Genomic DNA, 20984 nt, shown 5'->3' with positions numbered 1-20984 from the left:
GAAAACTGCATCCAAAATTTTTGATATAAGAAATGGATGCAGTACACATATATTTTATTAAGAATTTAGTTTTTTAAAATTATTTTTGTTAAAAATTTGATGTATGTATTTTTTATTTAATTTTTTTCCTATTATTACAACTCTTGAATCTTCCATTGGATTGCATCCACATATCTCGTAATTATCATTTACTAAATCAAATTTAAACCAAAAATCTTTTATGTTAAAATATCCTTTTGCTCTCACAATATTTCCTAATTGTTTAGACATTAATACATTTAATTTAAAAATTAATTCAGGAATATTTTTTATTTTTATATTTAGTAAAGAAATATTTTCAAGTATTTGTTCTTCGTCTATTTCTATTTTATTAAACACTACTTTTAATTCGCCTTTGTGATCTTTTTTTATAGAATATTCATTATTAAATAAGTTCTCCCAATCTTGTTTTGTCCAATTTGAATAATGTGTTAGATTGAAATTTACTAATTTTCGATTTATCTCTAGTTCGTTTTTAATATTAGAAAATTCTACTTCTGACAAATTTTCTGATTTGCTTAAAATTACTTTTGAAGAATTATTTAGCTGATCTAAGAAATACTCAGAGTAATTTTCTAAATTATTTTTAAAGTTATTTGCATCTATAATTACTATGGGGGATAGTAGTACTATATTTTCATAGCATATTTTCGATAGTTGTTCTATTATATTGCTTAGCATAGCAACTCCACTTGGTTCTACTATCAAATATTCAGGATTTATGGTATTTGCTATTGTTAATATAGAATGTGTAAAATCTAAATTTAATGAACAACATATACAACCTTCTGTTAATTCCCAAATCTTTATTTCTTCATTATTAAAATTTTCTTTTATTAGATTTCCATCTAAACCAAGTTTTCCAAATTCATTTTCAACAATTACGAATTGTTTTTTTGTTTTTTTAACCATTTCTTTTATAAAAGTAGTTTTTCCTGAACCTAAAAATCCAGATATAATTAGTATTTTCATATTACTCCAATAATTAATATGGGGGAGTTTAACTCCCCCATAGTTATAATTTAATTTTTTACTAAAGAACAACCACTGGTTTAATTAAATCAGCAGGTTTATCTTTCATTAACAATAAAGCATCTTCAACATGTTCAAATCCTTTAAATTTGTGAGTTAATAAAGGTTTAACATCTAATTTTCCACATGCAATAAGTGATGCAAGTTTTTCTAAACGTAAACGACCGCCAGGCATAAGTCCACCTAAAATTTGTTTATGACCCATACCAACACCCCATTCAATACGTGGGATATTGATATAAGTACCTGAACCTAAATAATTTACATTACCAATTTTTCCACCTGGTTTTAAACACTTTATTACAGGTTCAAAAGTTTCAACTCCACCACCTGCTATTATAGCTTTATCGACACCAACACCATTTGTTAGTTTTAAAACTTGTTCATCTATAGAACCTTCTTTATATCCTATGAAATCAGTTGCACCATATCCCTTAGCAACTTGTTTACATATTTCCCTTGTACCAACACAAATTATTCTAGATGCTCCTCTTAAATTAGCACCAGCAACTGCCATAAGACCAACAGGTCCAATTCCAACAACTAATACAGTATCTCCAAATTGAACATCAGCAAGTTCAACTCCGTGGAAACCTGTAGGAACCATATCAGAAAGCATACATGCTTCTTCTGGAGAAATTTCGTCAGGTAAATGTGCAAGATTTCCATCCGCGTCATTCACATGGAAAACTTCTCCAAAAACACCATCTTTAAAGTTTGAAAATTTCCAACCAGCAAGCATCCCTCCAGAATGCATACTAAAACCACCTTGTGCTTCTAAAGAGTTCCAATCGGGAGTTATAGCTGCGACCATAACTCTGTCTCCAATTTTAAAATCTTTTACTAATTCACCAACTTTAACAACAACACCACAACCTTCATGACCTAAAATCATATCTTTTCTATCACCAATAGCACCTTCCCAAACAGTATGTACATCTGAAGTGCAAGGTGATAGGGCTAATGGTTTAACTAAAGCATCCATAGGACCACAAAATGGTTCTTCTTTTTCAATCCAACCGATTTCCCCGATTTTTTTCATTGCAAAACCTTTCATAACAAAAATCCTCCTTTAATATTTTTACAATAATAAATATTGTAAAAATATTATAAACCTACATTTGAACATTGTCAACACAAATTTTAGTATTTTCATAGATTTTTTTGACAAAAAGTTAACTTTAAATAAAAAAAATCAAAATAATTTAATAGATAAAATAATATTACAGTATATTATATAAAAAATTTTTTTGAGTAAATTATAAATCTTTTTTAATCTATAAAGATTAGTAAAAATTTTAAAAATATTTTTCAAAATGTAAAAAGTTTTTATTCGTTGGGTATAATATAGAAAAGGTCAAAGTAGGTCAAGAGGTGATTGTATGGCTGGTGTTAGCGATATTATTGAAAAATTTTTAAAAGAAATGTTGGAAAATTCAGAAAATGGAATTATAGAGATTGGAAGAAATGATTTAGCAAGTAAGTTTTCTTGTGCTCCATCTCAAATAAATTATGTTTTGACAACAAGATTTTCTTCAACTAATGGATACTATATAGAAAGTCATCGTGGTGGGAGTGGTTACATAAAGATTGCTACTCTTTCAAATGAAGACAGTTTTTTTAATTCTATTATGGAATATTTAGAGGAAAATTCTATAACTTTTAATGAAGGTCGAAGAATTGTAAATAGAATATTTGAACTTGGATATATCACAAAAAGAGAAAGATTTATTATTTTACACGCTATAAGTGATAATTCTCTTTGTATAGATAGTAAGGGAAGAGATAGTTTAAGGTCGAATGTTTTGCTTAATATTTTATATTCTTTTAGGAGGGAAAATGAGTAGAAAAATTGCATCAATACATTATGAAAGAGAAATAACGGATAGTAAATATGATAGTTTTTTTGAATCTCTACAAGAAGATAAAAGGAGTGAGTTGTTTTCCGATTTTAAAGGGCAAATTTCTAATTCAAATGTCAAATGTAAAAAATGTAAAACTTTCATAAAAGATATGGTTTTTGTAAAAACTACTGTTTGTCCTTGCTGTTTTGAAACTATTCATAAAGTTATAGAAAAAGGAAAATTAAAACCGACACTTGTTTATTCTAATTTTCTTAGAAGATTTTTATATAATGAGCCTAATAAATATAAGGGTAAAAGGCCTGACTATACCAAAGAATTTTTTAAAAATCAAGCGAAAATTGCTGATTTAAAAAGGGAATTGGAATATAGTATTGAAATGGAAGAATATGAAAGATGTGAAGTTTTGAAAAATACTATAAAAGATTTTACAAATAAAAATCTAAAACTTAGGAGGAAGATAAATGAGTAGTTTTTTAGGGAAAATTTCCGAAAAATATATTTCTCTTTCCAGTCAGGTTGATGTTTATAGAAATATAAAAGATTATAGATTCAATTATATGTTGTCTTTTGATGATGAAGTTAAACTCTACAATAAAATTTGCTCATCATTTTATAAATTGTATTATAGTGATAGATTTTCTTTTGAAAAGGTGAATACCAAAGAAAAAGTTTTAAAATATTACAATAAGGGGTTGTTTTTAGATTGCAATGATATTTTTAGAGAAAATTCTTATGTAGGCTCAAGAGATGATGAATTTGCTTTTGTAAATATTAATATTAGAGAGCATCTTAGATTTACCGGAAAACTTCCGGGCGTTAATTTTTTTAGATGTGGTCATTTTGCTTATGGATTAGAGTCTGATATGGATAGTAAATTGGATTTTGCTTTTAATACAAATTTTGGATATGTTTTTGAAGATGTGAATTTGGTCGGAAATGGTCTTAAAATGACAGGTGTTTTACATATTCCGTCATTGAAATATTATAAAACGACCGACTTTTTAGAAAAGAAAATGAGAAATTTAGGAATTAAATTTTATTCTTTATCTGAATTAGGTCTTTGTGAAGATTTTTATATTGCAGAATTTTTAAATCCTACTGCTGAGGAATTTTCTGCTATTAGAAAAATGGACAAATATATTACGGAGATTGTAAATTTAGAAATTGATAATCGTAGAAAGCTTTTAGGAATAAAAACCGATTATTATAGAGAAAAGTTTGAAAAATATAAAAAAATATTGATAAAGAGAGAAAATATAACTCCATATATAGTTAGTAAATTTATTTCTCTTTGTCTGTTGCTACAAAGTTTAGAGCTTATTGTGGGTTATGATGTGAAATTATTATATGAATGTCTTATGAAAGTTAGAAGTTCAACTTTTTTACCTGAAAAGGAAAGTAATGTGGAGCTTTTAGATAGCGTTCTTAAATTGATATAGAGGTGATTTTATGTATGAAAATATAATTAGAAGTGTTGATGAATTTATTCGTTATGCTGTGAATGAAGCTTTTTATTTGAAGGATGATTATATTGGAACAGAGCATATTTTACTTGCGTTTATGAAAGTAAACAGTAGAGAAACAGAATGTCTTGTTTCAGCCGGAGTAAATTATAATTCGTTGAAGAGCTATTTGATAAATAAAAGAGGAATGGGAAGTTTTAATAATGTTGCAAGTAAATTATCTAAAAATGCAAGAAAAGTTGTAGATAATGCAATGAGTATTGCTATGAACTCAGATAATGTTCAAGTTTTACCTTGCCATCTTTTGATTTCTCTTATGGAGCTTAAAGATGGTCTTGCATATAAAATGCTTATTGAATTAGGTATTAGTCCTGAAAGTATTTCAGCAGATATAAAGGAAAAGATAAATTTTGATGTAGATTCAAATGTTAGTGAGGGAGTATCAACCGAATCTTTAGAAAAATATACTGTAAATTTGAATGAAAGAGCGAAGAATGAAAAGATTGACCCGGTTATTGGTAGAGATAAGGAAATAGATAGGATTTTACAGATTTTACTTAGGAGAACAAAAAACAATCCCGTTTTGATTGGAGAGGCTGGTGTTGGAAAGACAGCAATAGCAGAGGGACTTGCTCTTAGAATTGTAGAGGGTAAAGTGCCAACGGTTTTAGAAAATAAAACAATTTATAGTTTAGATTTACCTGCAATGCTTGCAGGAAGTAAATATCGTGGAGATTTTGAAAAGAGAATAAAAGATACTCTAACAGAAATTATGGAAAATAAAAATGTAATTATCTTCATAGATGAATTTCATAATATAGTTGGAACGGGTGGTAGTGAAGGCTCTATTGACGCTGCAAATATTTTAAAACCATTTTTAGCTAGAGGAGAGATTCAATTAATTGGAGCGACAACTATTGATGAATATAGAAAGCATATTGAAAAGGATTCTGCTCTTGAAAGAAGATTACAACCGATTGAAGTTTTAGAGCCGACTGTAAATGAAACTATAAATATTTTACTTGGACTAAAGGAAAAGTATGAAAAACATCATGGTATAAAAATTACAGATGAGGCAATAAAAGCATCAGTTGAACTTTCAAATAGATATTTAACGGATAGATTTTTACCTGATAAGGCTATTGATTTGATAGATGAGGCTGGCTCTATGGTAAGGATAAAATCATATCTAAATACAGATGATATAAATTTCTTAAAAGATGAAAATATCAAATTGAAAGCTGAAATAAAAGATTTAGTTGCAAAACAAGAATTTTTAAAAGCACAAGAATGTAAGGATAAATACGAAGAAAATTTAGAAGAAATAAAAAAGCTTAAAGAGATAAAAAAAGATAGAAAAAATAATGAAAGTCTAACTTTAAAATATGATGATATTGCAAAGATTGTTTCTGATTGGAGCAAAATTCCTGTTAATAGATTAACTGCAAAGGAAAGTCAAAAATATTTATCTCTTTCTGATAATTTGAAAAATATTGTTATAGGACAAGGAACGGCGATTGATAGAGTTGCCAATGCAATAAAAAGGTCAAGGGCAGGGGTTTCTTTAGGTAGTAAGCCGATAGGTAGTTTTATCTTTGTTGGAGCAACAGGAGTTGGAAAAACTTATCTTGCAAAATCTTTGGCTAATCTTTTATTTGAATCTGAAGAAAATATGATTAGAATAGATATGAGTGAGTATATGGAAAAGCATACTGTTTCTAAACTTATAGGCTCTCCACCAGGATATGTTGGATATGGAGAGGGTGGATATTTAACAGAGGCAGTTAGAAGAAAGCCGTATAGTGTAATTCTATTTGATGAAATTGAAAAAGCTCACCCTGATGTATTTAATATGTTACTTCAAATTTTAGATGATGGTAGGCTAACAGATTCACAAGGAAAAACTGTTAATTTCAAAAATACTGTAATCATTATGACTTCAAATGTTGGAGCATCGACTATTGATAAGAAAAACACTTTGGGCTTTTCATCAAAGAAAGATGAAGAGGAAAAAGAATATGATAGAATAAAAGAAATTGTAAATTCCGAATTAAAAATTATGTTTAAACCTGAATTTTTAAACAGGGTAGATGATATCATCGTCTTTTCAAGATTAGATGAAAAAGATATAATGAAAATTACAGAGCTTTTACTTGAAAAGTTAAAGAAAAGACTTAAAAATTTAGGGCTTAATATCGGATATAGTTCAAAGCTTGTAAAAAAATTATCCGATATGGGATTTGATAAATCTTATGGAGCAAGACCTCTTGAAAGAATTATAAAATCAGAACTTGAAAATAAAATTGCAGATGAAATTTTAAAAGATACTATTCTTGATGATGAAAAATTGTTCCTAGACGTAAAAAGAGGAAATATAGTATTAGAAAAAGTAAAAGTTAAGACACAATGAATTTAAGAGAGCAAAAGCTCTCTTTTTAGTTGACTAAATTGCAAAAACATGATATTATCTATTAAAAGATATGTTTAGATAAATTAATAATGTGTTTATAACTGTTTAATATGGGTGAAATATGAAAAGGAAAAATTTTAAAATTTTTATGTTGATGAGTTTATTAGTTCTGACTTCTTGTTAAACTTTGTTATCTACTTTACCTTTATCACAAGCAGATAAAACCATTGCTGATAAAATTAAAATAGATAAAATTCTTTTATTCTTCATATTGTCTCCTTAATAAGAATTAGTTTTATTTTTGCTTATAATATTAACATTTTTTTCTTTTTTGTTAATAAAAATATTGATAAAAGTAAAAAAATATGCTAATATTATTTTAGAGGAGGTAGTATTTATGATAATTACAACTACAAATAATGTTGACGGATATGAAATTGTTGAGTATAAGGGAGTTATCTTTGGAGAGGTAATTACAGGTGTTAATTTTATAAAAGACTTTAGTGCAGGTCTTAGAGATTTCTTTGGTGGACGTTCATCTTCTTACGAAGAAGAATTAATGGGTGCAAGAGATGAAAGTTTAAAAGAAATTATGCAAAGAGCAAATGAAGTAGGAGCAAATGCTATTGTAGGTCTTAAAATGGACTATGAAATGCTTGGAGCGTCAAACAGTATGATGATGGTTACTTGTTCAGGAACTGCCGTTAGAATTGAAAAAAGATAATTTTTAGGTGTTTTGTTTTTAAAACACCTTTTTGATAGGAATTTATTTTTGAAATTTGATGTATTATACTTGAAATAATTTTAAAAGTTTAGTATAATATAGTCAATAAAGGGGAGTAGCTAATTTTGTTTAGTCGTCAATACGGTTTATCCCGGCTAAGCACCTAACTATTTCAATAGGAAGCAAGACCTTTGTTTAATTTTATTAAACAAGGTTTTTTTTATGCAAAAAAACCTTAAAGGAGGAAAAATTATGTTTTGGTACAATAAGAGTACAGATGAATGTATCAACGAGCTTGGAAGTGATTTAAAAAATGGTCTTTCAAGTGAAAAAGCAAGTGAGCTTTTAGAAAAAAACGGAAGAAATGAATTGAAACAAAAAAATAAAAAATCACTTCTTTCAAAAATAATCGACCAATTTAAAGACCCAATGATTTTAATTTTGATTGGTGCTTGTATTATGTCAGCTGTGGTTGGTGAAATAACAGATGCTTTTATAATCATTGCGATAGTAGTTGTAAATGCAATTCTTTCACTTAATCAAGAAGGAAAGGCTGAAAAGGCGATTGAAGCTTTACAAAAAATGGCAAGTCCTATGGCTAAGGTTTATAGAGATGGAAAGTTACTTCATATTCCTTCTCCGGAAATTGTTGTTGGGGATATTGTTGAACTTGAAACGGGAGATATTATTCCTGCCGATTTAAGACTTATCGAAAGTGTAAACTTAAAAATTGATGAGGCGTCTTTAACCGGAGAATCCGTACCTGTTGAAAAATTTGCCCAAAAAGTTTATGATGGAGAAATGGAAATAGGCGATAGAGAAAATATGGCTTATTCATCAACTATCGTATCCTATGGTAGAGGACTTGGAATAGTTATTTCTACCGGAGAAAATACAGAAATAGGTAAAATTGCAACAACTCTTGATTCTTTTGAAGATGAAGATACTCCACTTCAAAGAAAACTTGCAGGACTTTCAAAGTCTTTAGGGCTTATAACAATAGGAGTTTGTATTGTTGTTTTTATTGTAGGACTTTTATATAAACAACCATTTTTACTTATGCTTTTAACTGCTATTTCTCTTGCAGTTGCAGCTGTTCCGGAAGGTTTACCTGCGATTGTTACAATAGTATTATCACTTGGTATGACTAGAATGGTTAAGAAAAATGCAATAGTAAAGAAACTTTTAGCAGTTGAAACTCTAGGAACTACAACAGTAATTTGTTCTGATAAAACAGGAACACTTACTCAAAATGAAATGACTGTAAAAAAAGTTTTTGTAAATAATTCTGTTTATGATGTAGAAGGGACAGGTTATGAGCCTGTTGGAGATATACTTTTAAATGGAGAAAAAACTAATGCAAAAGAAAATGAAGATTTTATTTCAATTTCAAAGATTGCAACTTTAGTAAATGATGCGAAACTTATTAATGAAGAAAATCTTTATAAAATAGTAGGAGACCCTACTGAAGGAGCATTATTAACTCTTTCTGAAAAAGTAAATATTTCTAAAGAAGAATTAAATATTGCACATAAGAGAATTGCAGAGATACCTTTTGATTCCACAAGAAAAATGATGACAACTTTTAACGAAAATATTTTTGGAGCAAATGTTGTTTCTGCTACAAAAGGTGCACCTGATATTGTAATAGATAATTGCAAATATATTTTGATAAATGGAAAAGAAGAAGAATTTACTTCTGAATTAAAAGAAAAAGTTCTTTCACAAAATATTGAATTTGCCAGAGAAGCACTTCGTGTTTTAGCTTTTGCTTATAGAAAATTTGATTCATTACCTGAAGAACAAACAACTGAAAATATTGAAAGAGATATGGTTTTTGTTGGACTTATGGGAATGATTGACCCTGCAAGACCTGAAGCTAAAGAAGCTATTAAAGAATGTAAAAAAGCCGGTATTATTCCAATAATGATAACGGGAGATTATCTTGAAACAGCTGTTGCAATCGCAAAAGATTTAGGAATTTTAGATGAAAACTCAAAGGCCATTATGGGTCGTGAGTTAAATAAAATGACTGAAGAAGAAATTTGTGAAGTAGTTAAGACTACAAGAGTTTTTGCTCGTGTAAGTCCTGAAAATAAGGTACAAATAGTTAGTGCTTTAAAGAAAAATGGACATATTGCTGCGATGACAGGTGATGGAGTAAATGATGCACCTGCTATCAAGAGAGCTGACATAGGTGTTTCAATGGGAATTACCGGAACAGATGTTGCGAAAAATACTTCAGATGTAATTTTGACTGACGATAATTTTGCTACAATAGTTTCAGCAGTACACGAAGGACGTATAATTTATTCAAATATTAAGAAATTTGTTTCTTTCCTATTATCTTGTAATGTTGGGGAAATTTTGATAGTTTTAGTTTCAATTCTATTGAATATTCCGGTACCATTTATACCGATTCAATTACTTTGGTTGAATTTAGTTACAGACAGTTTCCCTGCTCTTGCACTTGGAGTTGAAAAGGGTGATGAGGATATTATGGAAGTTCCACCTAGAAATCCAAATGAACCGATTTTGGATAAAGATATGATTTACAGTATAATTTCTCAATCAATTGCAATTACCGTTGCTACACTTGGAGCATATTTCTATGGAATGCATCATTATCCAAATCATATTGAAGGAGCAAGAACTGTTGCATTCTTTACACTTATAACTGCAGAACTTTTAAGAAGTTATTCAGTTAGAAGTAGTAGATTTACATTATTCCATATAGGTGTATTTTCAAATAAAACATTGTTATATGGAACTGCTTTATCATTCGTTATGATGCTTGTAGTTGTTTATGTACCATTCTTACAACCATATTTCGATACTGTTTCATTAGGAATAAAAGAATTAGCAGTTGCAATTCCACTTGCATTTGTTCCTTTTGTAGTTGCAGAAATTTCAAAAGTTATAAGAAAAAAATAATATAAAAAAATATTATGAGTAATTTAAACTGACCTTTATGTTTGGAGGTCAGTTTTTTCATGTCTTATCAAAATTAAGAAACGTTTTAATTGATTTTTTATATTAAAAAAATTTATAGATAAGACAAATTTTACTTTAATTATACTTTGTTAGTAAAAAGTAGTTCACCAAATATGTAAAAAACATTCATTTTGCTATAAAAAATAAATTAAAAAATTTTTTAAAAATTGTGTTTTATATTTTATCCATAAGGGTATCTTATATCATAAGTATATAGTTTGGTTTATACGCAAGTAAATTTCTTTTTTTAATAAAAGACATTGACAAATTGTTAAATAAGTTATATACTTAATAATAGGAATAACGATTCCCTAATAAAATTTTTTTGTAAATAAAAAAGGAGGATTTTTTATGAAGACAGATGTGCAAATTGCTCAAGAAGCAAAAATGAAACCTATCAGAGAAGTTGCTGATTACTTAGGATTCCCGGAAGAAGCCATAGAGCTTTACGGAAATTACAAAGCTAAGCTAAATATACACGAATTAAAAGATTATAATGATAGACCAAATGGTAAATTAATTTTAGTTACTGCCATTACTCCAACTCCTGCAGGAGAAGGAAAAACTACAACTGTTGTAGGTCTTGGCGACGGATTAAATAAAATAGGAAAAAGAACTGCTCTTGCACTTAGAGAACCTTCTTTAGGACCGGTTTTTGGAGTTAAAGGTGGAGCTGCCGGTGGTGGATATGCTCAAGTAGTTCCTATGGAAGATATAAATTTACATTTTACAGGAGATTTTAATGCTATTGGAGCAGCAAATAACTTACTTGCTGCAATGTTAGATAACCATATCAATCATGGAAATGAATTAGATATTGATGCTAGAACTATTACTTTAAAGAGAGTTGTAGATATGAACGATAGACAACTTCGTTTCATAGTTGACGGTTTAAATGGTAAAGTTAATGGTGTTCCAAGAGAAGACGGATTTGAAATAGTAGTAGCATCAGAAGTAATGGCTATTTTATGCTTATCAAATGATTTAAAAGATTTAAAAGAAAAACTTGGAAAGATTATAGTTGCTTATAATAGAAAAGGCGAACCTGTAACTGCAAAAGATTTGAAAGCACAAGGTGCAATGGCTGCTTTATTAAAAGATGCTATTAAACCAAATCTTGTTCAAACATTAGAACATACTCCAGCTTTCATTCATGGTGGACCATTTGCAAATATAGCTCATGGATGTAATAGTATTATAGCTACAAAATTAGCTTTAAAATATGCTGATTATGTTGTAACTGAAGCAGGTTTCGGTGCTGACTTGGGTGCTGAAAAGTTCTTAGACATTAAATGTAGATTTGCAGGTTTAAATCCTAATGCTGTTGTAGTTGTTGCTACTGTAAGAGCATTAAAAATGCATGGTGGACTTGCTAAAACTGAACTTGGAAATGAAGACCTTGTTGCATTAGAAAAAGGACTTCCAAACTTGTTAAAGCATGTTGAAAATATGCAAAACTTATTTGGTATTCCATGTGTTGTTGCAATTAATAAATTCCCACTAGATACTGACGCTGAAATTAAGTTAATCGAAACTAAATGTAAAGAATTAGGTGTTAATGTTGTTCTTTCTGACGTTTGGGCTAAAGGTGGCGAAGGTGCAGTTGACCTTGCAAATGAAGTTGTTAAACTTGCTGAAAATGACAAACCGATTAATCAAATTTACGATATTGAAGATTCATTAGAAGAAAAATTAAATAAAATTGTTCAAAAAGTTTATGGTGGTTCTGGTGTAACTTTCTCTCCTGGAGTTAAAAAGAAAATTAGAACTATCGAAGAATTAGGCTTTAAAAATGTTCCTATTTGTATGGCTAAAACACAATATTCATTCTCTGACGACAAGAATAAAGTTGGAAGACCTGAAGGCTTTAAAGTAAATATTAAAGACATAAAGATTGCTGCAGGAGCAGGTTTTGCTGTTGCTTACAGTGGCGATATTATGACTATGCCAGGACTTCCAAAAGTTCCAGCTGCAAATAATATTGATATTACAGATGATGGAAAGATAGTTGGTTTATTCTAGTTAATAGGAGGAATTTATGGAACAAAAAATGTGTGATAAAACCATAAATTTATTTATTCAAGAATTATCAGATAAACAACCTGTACCAGGGGGCGGAGGTGCCTCTGCCCTTGTTGGTGCTTTAGGCGTTGCGCTTTTAAATATGGACGCAATTTATACAACTGGTAATGAAAAGTTTAAAGATGTTGAAGAAGAAATAAAAGAACAAATTAAAAAATACAATGAATTAATTATTTCATTAAAAGAGTTAGTTCAAGGCGATGCTGATGCTTTTTATCCACTTTCTCAATGCTATAAAATGCCAAGAAATACTGATGAAGAAAAGAGATTAAAGAGAGAGGCTCTGGAAGAAAATCTTTATAAGGCTGCTATGATTCCATTACAAATAATGGAAAAATCTTATGAGGCTATTCTTTTGATTGACAGATTAACTGAGATAGGTAATAAAAATTTAATTGGTGATGTTGCAACAGGAGCCGTATTTTTAGAGTCTGCACTTAAGGGTGCAAGTCTTAGTGTTTTTGCAAATACTTGTTCAATGAAAAACGAAGACAATATCAAGATGATAAATGAAAAATCTATGAAATTGTTAAAAGAAGGAACTGAACTTGCTAATAAAGCATTTGAAAAAATCTTTAATGGCTTTTTGAAATAAGGAGATTATTATGACAACAATAATGAAAGGTAAAGAAGTAGCGATAGCTTTAAAAGAAAAAATTAAAGCCGGAGTTGCTGAACTTAAGGAAAAAGGAAAAGTTACTACTTGTGGTTTTATTAGAGTTGGAGATAGAAGTGATTCTATCGGTTATGAAAATGCTGCTATAAAGGTTTTATCTTCTCTAGGTATTGAATGTGTTCAATTCCATTTCCCTGAGGATATTACAGAGGCGAATTTTATAGCTGAACTTGAAAAAATCGGAAATGATGATAGTGTAGATGGATTTTTGCTTTTAAGACCATTACCTGCACATATCGATGATGACTTGGTTGGTATGAAGATTAATCCTAAAAAAGATATTGACGGTGTTAGTCCATATAATATCGGAGAAGTTTTCTATCCTAAGGAAGACAGTTTTATTCCTTGTACTGCTGCAGCAGTTATAAAAATGTTAGAATTCTATGATTTAGATTTAACTGGTAAAAATGCAGTTGTATTGGGACGTAGTAATGTTATCGGTAAACCGGTTGCAATGTTATTATTAGCAAAGAATGCAACAGTTACTGTATGTCATAGTAGAACTCAAAACTTAAAAGAAGTTTGTAAAAATGCAGACATTTTAGTTTCAGCTATCGGTAAGGCTCATTTTGTTACAAAGGAATTTGTAAAAGAAGGAGCAATCGTAGTTGATGTTGGAACAAATTATGATGAAAACGGAAAGGTAACAGGCGATGTTCATTTTGATGAAGTTTCTGAAATTGCAAGTTTTATTAATCCGGTACCGGGTGGTATTGGCTCAATAACAACTTCAGTTTTAGCTGAAAAATGTTTAATCGCTGCTAGAAAAAAGGTAAAATAAATGGATTATGAAACTGCAATGATAAAACTTAGAGGAGAAGTTTGCAGTGGAATTAAATTAGGTTTACAAAATATAAAAACTCTTATGGAAAAATTAGGAAATCCACAAGATAAATTAAAAATTATTCATATTGCAGGAACCAACGGTAAAGGTTCCTGCACTTCTTTTGTAAATTCTGCCTTAGTTTCACAAGGATATAAAGTTGGAATGTTCACTTCTCCATCTATTTATAATTTTGAAGAAAGAATTAGAATTAATAATAAAAATATTCCTGAAGATAAGTTAATAGACTTGATGAATGAGGTTAGAGAAGTCGCAGAAACAATGGAAGTTTTTCCCGCTGATTTTGAGCTTGTAACGGCTATTGCATTTTTGTATTTTTATAGGGAAAAATGTGATTTTGCGATTATGGAAGTAGGATTGGGTGGCAGACTTGATGCTACAAATGTAGTCCAAAATCCTCTAATAACTTTAATAACTTCAATAAGTTTAGACCATCAACAGTTTTTAGGAAATACAATTCCTGAGATTGCTCTCGAAAAGGCAGGAATTATAAAAGAAAATGTTCCTCTTGTTTTGTATTCACAAAGTAAGGAGGCTATGGATAGTATAATTGGGGTTGCTAATTCTAAAAACTCTAAAGTTATTCTAAATGATTTAGAAAAAATTGAACTTTTAGAAAATACAAAAAATGGACAAATAATAAATTATAAAGATTTTAAAAATTTAAAAATAAATTTACTTGGTTCACATCAAATTAATAATGCTACAATTTCACTTGAATTGCTTGAACAACTTAGAAAAATGGGATTTGAAATTTCAAATGAAAGCATTTATAATGGTTTTTCAAGTGTAACTTGGCCTTGTAGATTTGAATTGGTTTCAAAAAATCCTGATTTTATTTTAGATGGAGCACATAATATTGATGGAATAGAAAAATTTATTTCAAGTATGAATTTTTATTATAAAGACAATAAAAAAATTGGAATTTTTGGTGTTTTAGCTGATAAAGATTACAATGAAATGTTAGCTAAAATAGTTCCTTGTTTTGATGTATTCTTAACTGTTAGACCGGATTCTGAAAGGGCAATGGAATCTAAAGAACTAAAAGAGAGAATTGAAAAATTAACGAAAAAGAAAGTTTATAGTTTTGAAAATTATCAAGATGCAATAGATAAGGCTTTTGAAATTTCTAAAGAAGATGATGTTATATCAGCTTTCGGTTCTTTGTATTTTGTTGGAGAAGTGCGTAATCTTTTGGGAGTTGGTGATTATTAATGGATAAAAAATTTTTAAGAAAAGAAATTCAGGAAAAATTAAAAAAAATATCAACAGAAGATAGAAAAAAATTTGAAGAAATTTTATATAAAAAGTTATTTGAAAATGAAAATTTTAAAAATGCAAGATGTATTGCGCTTACAATTCCTTTTGGGACAGAGATAAACACATATCCAATAATTGAAAAATTATTAGAAGAAGGTAAAATTATTTGTGCTCCTATTTGTGAAAAGGAAACTAGAAAGATGCTCTTTTATAAAATAAGTTCTTTAGATGAGTTAGTTGAGGGACATTATGGAATAAAAACTCCACCTGAAATTGAAGAAAATATTATTGAAAAAGAAAATATTGATTTGATTTTAGTTCCGGGTGTTGGATTTGACAAAGACAACTACAGAATCGGTTTTGGTGGGGGATATTATGATAGATATTTAAAAGACTTTAAAGGACATACAATAGCTTTAGCTTTTAAAGAACAAATAATCGAAAAAGTTCCAACAAATGAATTTGACTTGCCTGTTGAGTTGGTAATTACAAATTAACATGAATTTTAAAACAGTTTTGATTTCAAAGCTGTTTTTTCTTGCAAAATTTTTTAAAATAGTATATTATATATACTAGGTAAGTTTTTGAAAATAGGAGGTATATATGATAAAGTTATTTTCTGATATGGGAGCAGATATTCCAGTAGAAATTGCCAAAAAATATAAAATACAAATTTTTAATATGATGGTTACAGATGGCGAAAATGAATATACTTTAAATTCTGATATAGACAAATATAAATTATTTGAAAATATGGCTAAAGGTATTGATTATAAAACTTCACAAGTTTCATATAAAGAGTTTTATGATGTTTTTAAAGCAGAAATTTTATCTGAAAATGAAATTATTTATATTTCTTTATCTTCTGGGCTTTCAGGAACTTTTAGTACAGCAAATATGGTAAAAAATGATTTGTTAGATGAATTTCCAAACGCAAAAATTCATATAATAGATAGTTTAGGTGCTAGTTTTGGTTATGGTGCTTTAACTATCAAAGTTGCAAAAATGATTGAAAATAAAGAAAGTTTAGAAGAGATTTTAAAATATATTGATTTTTATAAAAATCATATAAATTATATTTTTACAGTTGATGATTTGACATATCTTTATAGAGGTGGAAGATTAAATAAGGCTAAATTTATTTTAGGTAATTTATTAAATATTTGCCCTATATTAGATATTTCTAAAGAAACAGGAAAGCTTAACTTTTTCGACAAAGTTAGAGGGCATAAGGCTTTTAAGAAAAAAATTATTGATATAGTTAAGAAAAAATCTGATTGTTTAGATAAGCAGACTATTGTTATTTTACAAGGTGATTGTATGGATAAAGCGAATGAACTAAAAGAGCTTTTAACTAAAGAGTTTAATAATTCAGATATTATTATAACCGGTGTAGATGCCGTTATCGGTTGCCATACAGGTCCTAGTATTTTGGCTATGGTTTATTTAGACGAGTTATATGGAAAATATGATAATTTTGAAATTTAAGGGTTAGAAATAACCCTTTTATTGTGAAGTAATAAGGTTGCTACCAACTTATGCGAAGCATTGTGTAAAGAGTATTTTAATTTTTGGGGAGATGATTAATATTAAACATATTTATGAATTTTTAGTTATTTTAATTTTTTTAGTTTTTGGGACATTGGTAGAAATAATTTTTAAATCTCCTGTTCCGGCGACAATTTTATCGATGTTATTTTTAGTTGTATTATTATATTTTAAAATAATTGAGCTTAAAAAAATTGAAAAAGTTTCAGAGTTTTTGCTTGAAAATATTACATTATTTATGACGCCTTTGGTTATTGGTGTTATAGATAAATTTAATTATTTTAATGGGAAATTTTTACAAATATTTTTGATTTTATTTGTAAGTGTAGTCGTATCTATAATTATTACAGCATTTGCAACTTCTTTTTTAGTAAAAATTTTTGTAAAAGGAGGTAGTAAAAATGGAATTAATGATTAATAGTCCACTTTTTGGAATATTTTTAACTGTTATAACTTTTATTATCGGATATGAAATTCAAACTAAATTGGGATTAAAATTTTTAAGTCCAATGGTTACATCTTCAGTTTTAATCATAGCTGTTCTTTTGATTTTTAAAATTCCTTATGTGAATTACAAAGAAGGTGCTGATATTTTAACTTTTTTTGTCGCTCCTGCAACAGTTGTTTTAGCAATTCCACTTTATAAGAACTTAGATATAATCAAAAAATATTTTATTCCAATTTTTCTTGGTTGTTTAATCGGAATAAGTGTTGGAGCAATCACTGGAATTATTTTATGTAATATCTTTGGAATAAATAGAGAAATTTTGCTTTCAATGTTACCTAAGTCAGTTACATCAGCAATAGGATATGAAATTTCTAAAAAAATTGGTGCAATAATTGAAATTTCTATGGTATTTATAGTTATATGTGGAATTATAGGATATAGTGTTGGAGAATTGATTTTTAAGATTTTTAAGATTGATGATAAAATTGCAAGAGGAGTTTCACTTGGTTCTTGTAGTCACGTTTTAGGAACTGCAAAAGCAATGGAACTTGGAGAAGTGGAAGGGTCAATTTCAACAGTTTCAATTTCAATCTCCGGAGTATTAGCAGTTATACTACTACCTTTAATTTTAAATTTTATTTAATGAAAATTAATGAAAAATAACTACCGTTCTGTCGGTAGTTATTTTTTTAAAAATGAAATAAATTCAGTTGAGTTTTTGTTATTTGTAAATAACTTGTAAATTTTTCTTGTATTTTTTTCCAATTCAAATTTGTTTTTTTGTAATTCTGATAAGTTTTGTGAGCTTTTGTGTGTAGTTATTATCTCTAAATTTGATTTATTTTTTATTTCTTTTAATAGTTCCTGCCCGTTTTTGTTAAATGCAAGAACACTTATATACTCAGGTTCTTTTGAATATATTTCTTTTACACTGTTATCTATGTTAAGCAGGTAATTGTAAATAAATCTTTTTATTCTAACTTTTTTATATCTTTTACTTTGAATTTTTTCTACTAGTTCCTCTATTGAATTTACGGTAAACATATTTTTCTTTATCAAATTTAAAATTCCATTTTCATAATTTACAATATTTTCAGGGTTTATTTGATTTATTAAAATATTGTATTTCAATATTTCTAAAATATTTTTTTCATTTGGAAGAATATTGTTTTTTACTGAATTTTTTAGTTCTTCAAAAGTATTTTTATCTATAAAATTTTCTATTTTTTCAAAATTATTTTCATAAATTGCTTTTCTGATTGCAGATGCACTTAATTGCTTATTTGAATTATAGTTTTCACTATTATAATTCTCGCCTTTTCTTTTTATAGGGAAAGGAATTATTTTTGAGTTTGAAAGTATTAAATTTTTTACATATTCTATTGAAAGAATATTATTTGAAATAAAAAAGTCATCTTTAATTTCTAAAACATTATACTTTTTATTTATTTCTATACAAGCATTTTTATATGCGACAGCATAACTTTTTCCAAGTTTCATTTCAGAATTTAAAAATTCTTCTATTTCATTTTTATATTTAAGTTGAAATTTTGCAATTTCTAAAATTTCTTCTTTTTTTTCACATTCAAATCCGAAACATAGATAATCTACAATATTTAATTTGTTTAAAATTGAAATTCCACCTTTTGCAAAATTTTCAGCACTTTGTAGGCTAAAATAAAAAGGAAGTTCTATAACTAAATCTACACCATTTTTTACAGCAAGGCTTGCTCTTGTATATTTATCTAAAATCGCACATTCACCACGTTGAACAAAGTCTCCACTCATAATTGAAATTACAAAAGTGTCTAATTCATTTTTTAAAGTATCTATTTGGTATTTGTGTCCCAAGTGAAATGGGTTGTATTCAGAAATTATTCCAGAAACTTTCATAAATTCTCCTTTAATTTTTTATTATGAATTTTATTAAGATTATTATATCATATTTTCACTTTAGATAATCTTTAAATGGTGAATATGATGAAATAAATACACTTTTATACAATAACCATAAAACTGTATTTATTATATCATATTTTCACTTTAGATAATCTTTAAACGGTAAATATGATGAAATAAATACACTTTTATACAATAACCATAAAACTGTATTTATTATATCATATTTCCAGTTTAGATAATCTTTAAATGGTAAATATGATGAAATAAATACACTTTTATACAATAACCATAAAACTGTATTTATTATATCATATTTTCACTCAAATAACTTTTCAACTTGAATTAATAATTTGATATAATTTTTTAAGCATAAATTTATCAATATTATGTATCTTTGATTATTGACTAAATACAAAAAAAACTATATAATAAACGTACTGTTTTATAATATTTTTTGGAGGTTTTGTTATGGACATTAGAGTTGTTAGTGAAAGCATTTTTGATATTGAATCAGATTGTATTGTTTACTTTGTTGACAATGCTTTTTCAAGCGAAGATACTATGGAATTAGTTTCTAAGGCCGGAGATAGACTACTTGATGTTTTTAGCAAGATAAGTTCGTTTGCAACCGGAGAGTTTAAAATCGTTCCGGCATTTAACCTTAAAACGACTTATGTTATTATTTCTTCAATTCCACAAAGCATTGAAAATGAAGAAGATGAAAAATTTTTGGAAGAAATTTTTTTAAATATTTTATCAGGAATTGAAAAGTATGAATTTAACACAATAGCAGTTGATGTTACAAGGCTTTCAAATAGTTATAGTTCAAAACATAGTGAAGTTTTTAAAAGATTTTTAAGAAATGTAAAAAAAGATATTGTAGTTTTTATGTGTAAATAGATTAGATTTAAATTTATGAAAGGAGGAGAATATGAATACTTTATTAGATAGAGATACTAGACGTGCTTTAGAGTATAGTTTTTTGTATTTAAAAGATTCTGTTGCTTTTGATATTTTTATTTCCTCGCTTTCGATAGAACAACGTGGATTTAATGTAAGATTTAGACAGGCAATTTTTAATAAAATCTCTAAGAGTTTAGATGTTTTTTACAAGAATAGAACAGATAGAGAATATATCAAAAGTGCTGTTAAAAAAGTAGTTCATGATGATATTAATCGCTTGGAAATTGTACTTGCCGTTAATTCATATATTTATGGTAAAAAGTCTAATGTTTTTGCAAATGAACTGGAAAATTATTTTTTACTTAATTATCCTGATTTGAAGATTAGTAGAAAACAAAAACTTATAGTTAGAAAGTTGACTTCTAAAGATTATAGATTTAGAAATAGACTTATAAATAATGTTATAGATTATTACAATTTAAATGAAAAGTTTGAAGAAAAAACTAATGATTTTTTCGAAAATGTAATAAAAGACTATATTTTTAATCTTAACAATTATATTGTAAAACAATTAAAGTTGGAATTTCAGGGTAATAGATATTATATTTTACAAAAAGAAAATTTTTTGACAAAAAAAGATTTAGAAGAACTTTATGCACATATAAAAAAGGTATTTATGGAACATTTATGTAAGACTTCAAGGATATTTATATGGTATGGGCTTAATGATAAAGTTACAAGTAGATATAAAAACTAGAGTCAAAAACATGCGTTTTTGACTTTTTTATGATAGG

At 27.8% G+C, this 20984-nt stretch carries 19 protein-coding genes; 16 read left to right on the top strand and 3 right to left on the bottom strand.

The window, feature by feature from the left end; genetic code table 11:
• Window positions 1–57: 57 nt before the first annotated feature.
• The gene (locus ACKTSI_RS04695; RefSeq protein ID WP_068471999.1) at window positions 58–1011 is read right to left on the bottom strand and encodes a GTP-binding protein; all 954 of its coding nucleotides are present in this window, start codon (window positions 1009–1011) and stop codon (window positions 58–60) included.
• Between the two features lie 61 nt (window positions 1012–1072).
• Window positions 1073–2128, bottom strand: coding sequence for an NAD(P)-dependent alcohol dehydrogenase (locus ACKTSI_RS04690; protein WP_068472001.1), 1056 nt, complete (start codon window positions 2126–2128; stop codon window positions 1073–1075).
• Window positions 2129–2453: 325 nt separating this feature from the next.
• Here ACKTSI_RS04690 and ACKTSI_RS04685 point away from each other — a divergent pair, with 325 nt between their 5' ends.
• From ACKTSI_RS04685 to ACKTSI_RS04620, 14 genes are all read left to right on the top strand, one after another.
• A complete protein-coding gene (locus ACKTSI_RS04685; RefSeq protein ID WP_068472003.1) occupies window positions 2454–2918 on the top strand; it encodes a CtsR family transcriptional regulator in 465 nt (154 codons plus the stop codon).
• On the top strand, window positions 2911–3405 hold the full coding sequence (locus ACKTSI_RS04680; RefSeq protein WP_068472005.1) for a hypothetical protein: 495 nt from the start codon (window positions 2911–2913) through the stop codon (window positions 3403–3405). Before ACKTSI_RS04685 ends, ACKTSI_RS04680 begins: the two co-directional genes overlap by 8 nt.
• Window positions 3398–4375, top strand: coding sequence for an ATP--guanido phosphotransferase (locus tag ACKTSI_RS04675; protein WP_068472007.1), 978 nt, complete (start codon window positions 3398–3400; stop codon window positions 4373–4375). Before ACKTSI_RS04680 ends, ACKTSI_RS04675 begins: the two co-directional genes overlap by 8 nt.
• Before the next feature lie 10 nt (window positions 4376–4385).
• Entirely contained in the window at window positions 4386–6809 is a 2424-nt protein-coding gene (locus tag ACKTSI_RS04670; RefSeq protein ID WP_068472009.1) for an ATP-dependent Clp protease ATP-binding subunit, read from the top strand.
• Window positions 6810–7206: 397 nt separating this feature from the next.
• Window positions 7207–7533 (top strand): heavy metal-binding domain-containing protein, encoded by a 327-nt coding sequence (locus ACKTSI_RS04665; RefSeq protein WP_068472012.1) that lies wholly within the window; start codon window positions 7207–7209, stop codon window positions 7531–7533.
• A gap of 252 nt (window positions 7534–7785) precedes the next feature.
• Entirely contained in the window at window positions 7786–10467 is a 2682-nt protein-coding gene (locus ACKTSI_RS04660; protein ID WP_156435973.1) for a calcium-translocating P-type ATPase, PMCA-type, read from the top strand.
• Between the two features lie 411 nt (window positions 10468–10878).
• Window positions 10879–12549 carry a formate--tetrahydrofolate ligase gene (locus ACKTSI_RS04655; protein ID WP_068472016.1) on the top strand — a complete coding sequence of 557 codons (1671 nt, stop codon included), beginning with the start codon at window positions 10879–10881 and terminating at the stop codon, window positions 12547–12549.
• 16 nt (window positions 12550–12565) lie between these two features.
• Window positions 12566–13204, top strand: coding sequence for a cyclodeaminase/cyclohydrolase family protein (locus tag ACKTSI_RS04650; RefSeq protein WP_068472018.1), 639 nt, complete (start codon window positions 12566–12568; stop codon window positions 13202–13204).
• A gap of 10 nt (window positions 13205–13214) precedes the next feature.
• Complete coding sequence (locus ACKTSI_RS04645) at window positions 13215–14066, top strand: bifunctional 5,10-methylenetetrahydrofolate dehydrogenase/5,10-methenyltetrahydrofolate cyclohydrolase (RefSeq protein WP_201275969.1); 852 nt, start codon at window positions 13215–13217, stop codon at window positions 14064–14066.
• A complete protein-coding gene (locus tag ACKTSI_RS04640; RefSeq protein WP_407862594.1) occupies window positions 14067–15344 on the top strand; it encodes a bifunctional folylpolyglutamate synthase/dihydrofolate synthase in 1278 nt (425 codons plus the stop codon).
• A complete protein-coding gene (locus ACKTSI_RS04635) occupies window positions 15344–15886 on the top strand; it encodes a 5-formyltetrahydrofolate cyclo-ligase (RefSeq protein WP_288979305.1) in 543 nt (180 codons plus the stop codon). The genes ACKTSI_RS04640 and ACKTSI_RS04635 overlap by 1 nt, the downstream gene beginning before the upstream one ends.
• 106 nt (window positions 15887–15992) lie before the next feature.
• Window positions 15993–16877, top strand: coding sequence for a DegV family protein (locus ACKTSI_RS04630; RefSeq protein WP_068472027.1), 885 nt, complete (start codon window positions 15993–15995; stop codon window positions 16875–16877).
• Between the two features lie 91 nt (window positions 16878–16968).
• Window positions 16969–17355, top strand: a complete 387-nt coding sequence (locus tag ACKTSI_RS04625; protein ID WP_201275973.1) for a CidA/LrgA family protein — start codon at window positions 16969–16971, stop codon at window positions 17353–17355.
• Window positions 17339–18028, top strand: coding sequence for an LrgB family protein (locus ACKTSI_RS04620; RefSeq protein WP_407862593.1), 690 nt, complete (start codon window positions 17339–17341; stop codon window positions 18026–18028). The genes ACKTSI_RS04625 and ACKTSI_RS04620 overlap by 17 nt, the downstream gene beginning before the upstream one ends.
• 38 nt (window positions 18029–18066) lie before the next feature.
• On the opposite strand, the gene ACKTSI_RS04615 is transcribed toward ACKTSI_RS04620, so the two are convergent.
• Window positions 18067–19278: a nucleotidyltransferase family protein gene (locus ACKTSI_RS04615; protein WP_407862592.1), complete on the bottom strand. Its 1212-nt coding sequence runs from the start codon at window positions 19276–19278 to the stop codon at window positions 18067–18069.
• Window positions 19279–19755: 477 nt separating this feature from the next.
• On the opposite strand from ACKTSI_RS04615, the gene ACKTSI_RS04610 reads away from it, so the two are divergent.
• Together ACKTSI_RS04610 and ACKTSI_RS04605 are read left to right on the top strand one after the other, a co-directional pair.
• Window positions 19756–20187, top strand: coding sequence for a macro domain-containing protein (locus ACKTSI_RS04610; protein WP_308577070.1), 432 nt, complete (start codon window positions 19756–19758; stop codon window positions 20185–20187).
• A 31-nt stretch (window positions 20188–20218) separates the two neighbouring features.
• Window positions 20219–20947, top strand: coding sequence for a hypothetical protein (locus tag ACKTSI_RS04605; protein WP_407862591.1), 729 nt, complete (start codon window positions 20219–20221; stop codon window positions 20945–20947).
• The last annotated feature ends 37 nt before the right edge of the window (window positions 20948–20984 follow it).

This window comes from Parvimonas parva (genome assembly GCF_045866535.1).
Lineage (GTDB): Bacteria > Bacillota > Clostridia > Tissierellales > Peptoniphilaceae > Parvimonas > Parvimonas parva.
Note: the sequence above shows the minus strand (reverse complement) of the source record. Positions and strands in the feature narration are given on the sequence as shown.

Excerpts from the sequence above, each read along its gene's own strand:
- ACKTSI_RS04695 (WP_068471999.1), bottom strand. The coding sequence starts at position 1,011 with ATGAAAATACTAATTATATCTGGATTTTTAGGTTCAGGAAAAACTACT.
- ACKTSI_RS04690 (WP_068472001.1), bottom strand. The coding sequence starts at position 2,128 with ATGAAAGGTTTTGCAATGAAAAAAATCGGGGAAATCGGTTGGATTGAA.
- ACKTSI_RS04685 (WP_068472003.1), top strand. The coding sequence starts at position 2,454 with ATGGCTGGTGTTAGCGATATTATTGAAAAATTTTTAAAAGAAATGTTG.
- ACKTSI_RS04680 (WP_068472005.1), top strand. The coding sequence starts at position 2,911 with ATGAGTAGAAAAATTGCATCAATACATTATGAAAGAGAAATAACGGAT.
- ACKTSI_RS04675 (WP_068472007.1), top strand. The coding sequence starts at position 3,398 with ATGAGTAGTTTTTTAGGGAAAATTTCCGAAAAATATATTTCTCTTTCC.
- ACKTSI_RS04670 (WP_068472009.1), top strand. The coding sequence starts at position 4,386 with ATGTATGAAAATATAATTAGAAGTGTTGATGAATTTATTCGTTATGCT.
- ACKTSI_RS04665 (WP_068472012.1), top strand. The coding sequence starts at position 7,207 with ATGATAATTACAACTACAAATAATGTTGACGGATATGAAATTGTTGAG.
- ACKTSI_RS04660 (WP_156435973.1), top strand. The coding sequence starts at position 7,786 with ATGTTTTGGTACAATAAGAGTACAGATGAATGTATCAACGAGCTTGGA.
- ACKTSI_RS04655 (WP_068472016.1), top strand. The coding sequence starts at position 10,879 with ATGAAGACAGATGTGCAAATTGCTCAAGAAGCAAAAATGAAACCTATC.
- ACKTSI_RS04650 (WP_068472018.1), top strand. The coding sequence starts at position 12,566 with ATGGAACAAAAAATGTGTGATAAAACCATAAATTTATTTATTCAAGAA.
- ACKTSI_RS04645 (WP_201275969.1), top strand. The coding sequence starts at position 13,215 with ATGACAACAATAATGAAAGGTAAAGAAGTAGCGATAGCTTTAAAAGAA.
- ACKTSI_RS04640 (WP_407862594.1), top strand. The coding sequence starts at position 14,067 with ATGGATTATGAAACTGCAATGATAAAACTTAGAGGAGAAGTTTGCAGT.
- ACKTSI_RS04635 (WP_288979305.1), top strand. The coding sequence starts at position 15,344 with ATGGATAAAAAATTTTTAAGAAAAGAAATTCAGGAAAAATTAAAAAAA.
- ACKTSI_RS04630 (WP_068472027.1), top strand. The coding sequence starts at position 15,993 with ATGATAAAGTTATTTTCTGATATGGGAGCAGATATTCCAGTAGAAATT.
- ACKTSI_RS04625 (WP_201275973.1), top strand. The coding sequence starts at position 16,969 with ATGATTAATATTAAACATATTTATGAATTTTTAGTTATTTTAATTTTT.
- ACKTSI_RS04620 (WP_407862593.1), top strand. The coding sequence starts at position 17,339 with ATGGAATTAATGATTAATAGTCCACTTTTTGGAATATTTTTAACTGTT.
- ACKTSI_RS04615 (WP_407862592.1), bottom strand. The coding sequence starts at position 19,278 with ATGAAAGTTTCTGGAATAATTTCTGAATACAACCCATTTCACTTGGGA.
- ACKTSI_RS04610 (WP_308577070.1), top strand. The coding sequence starts at position 19,756 with ATGGACATTAGAGTTGTTAGTGAAAGCATTTTTGATATTGAATCAGAT.
- ACKTSI_RS04605 (WP_407862591.1), top strand. The coding sequence starts at position 20,219 with ATGAATACTTTATTAGATAGAGATACTAGACGTGCTTTAGAGTATAGT.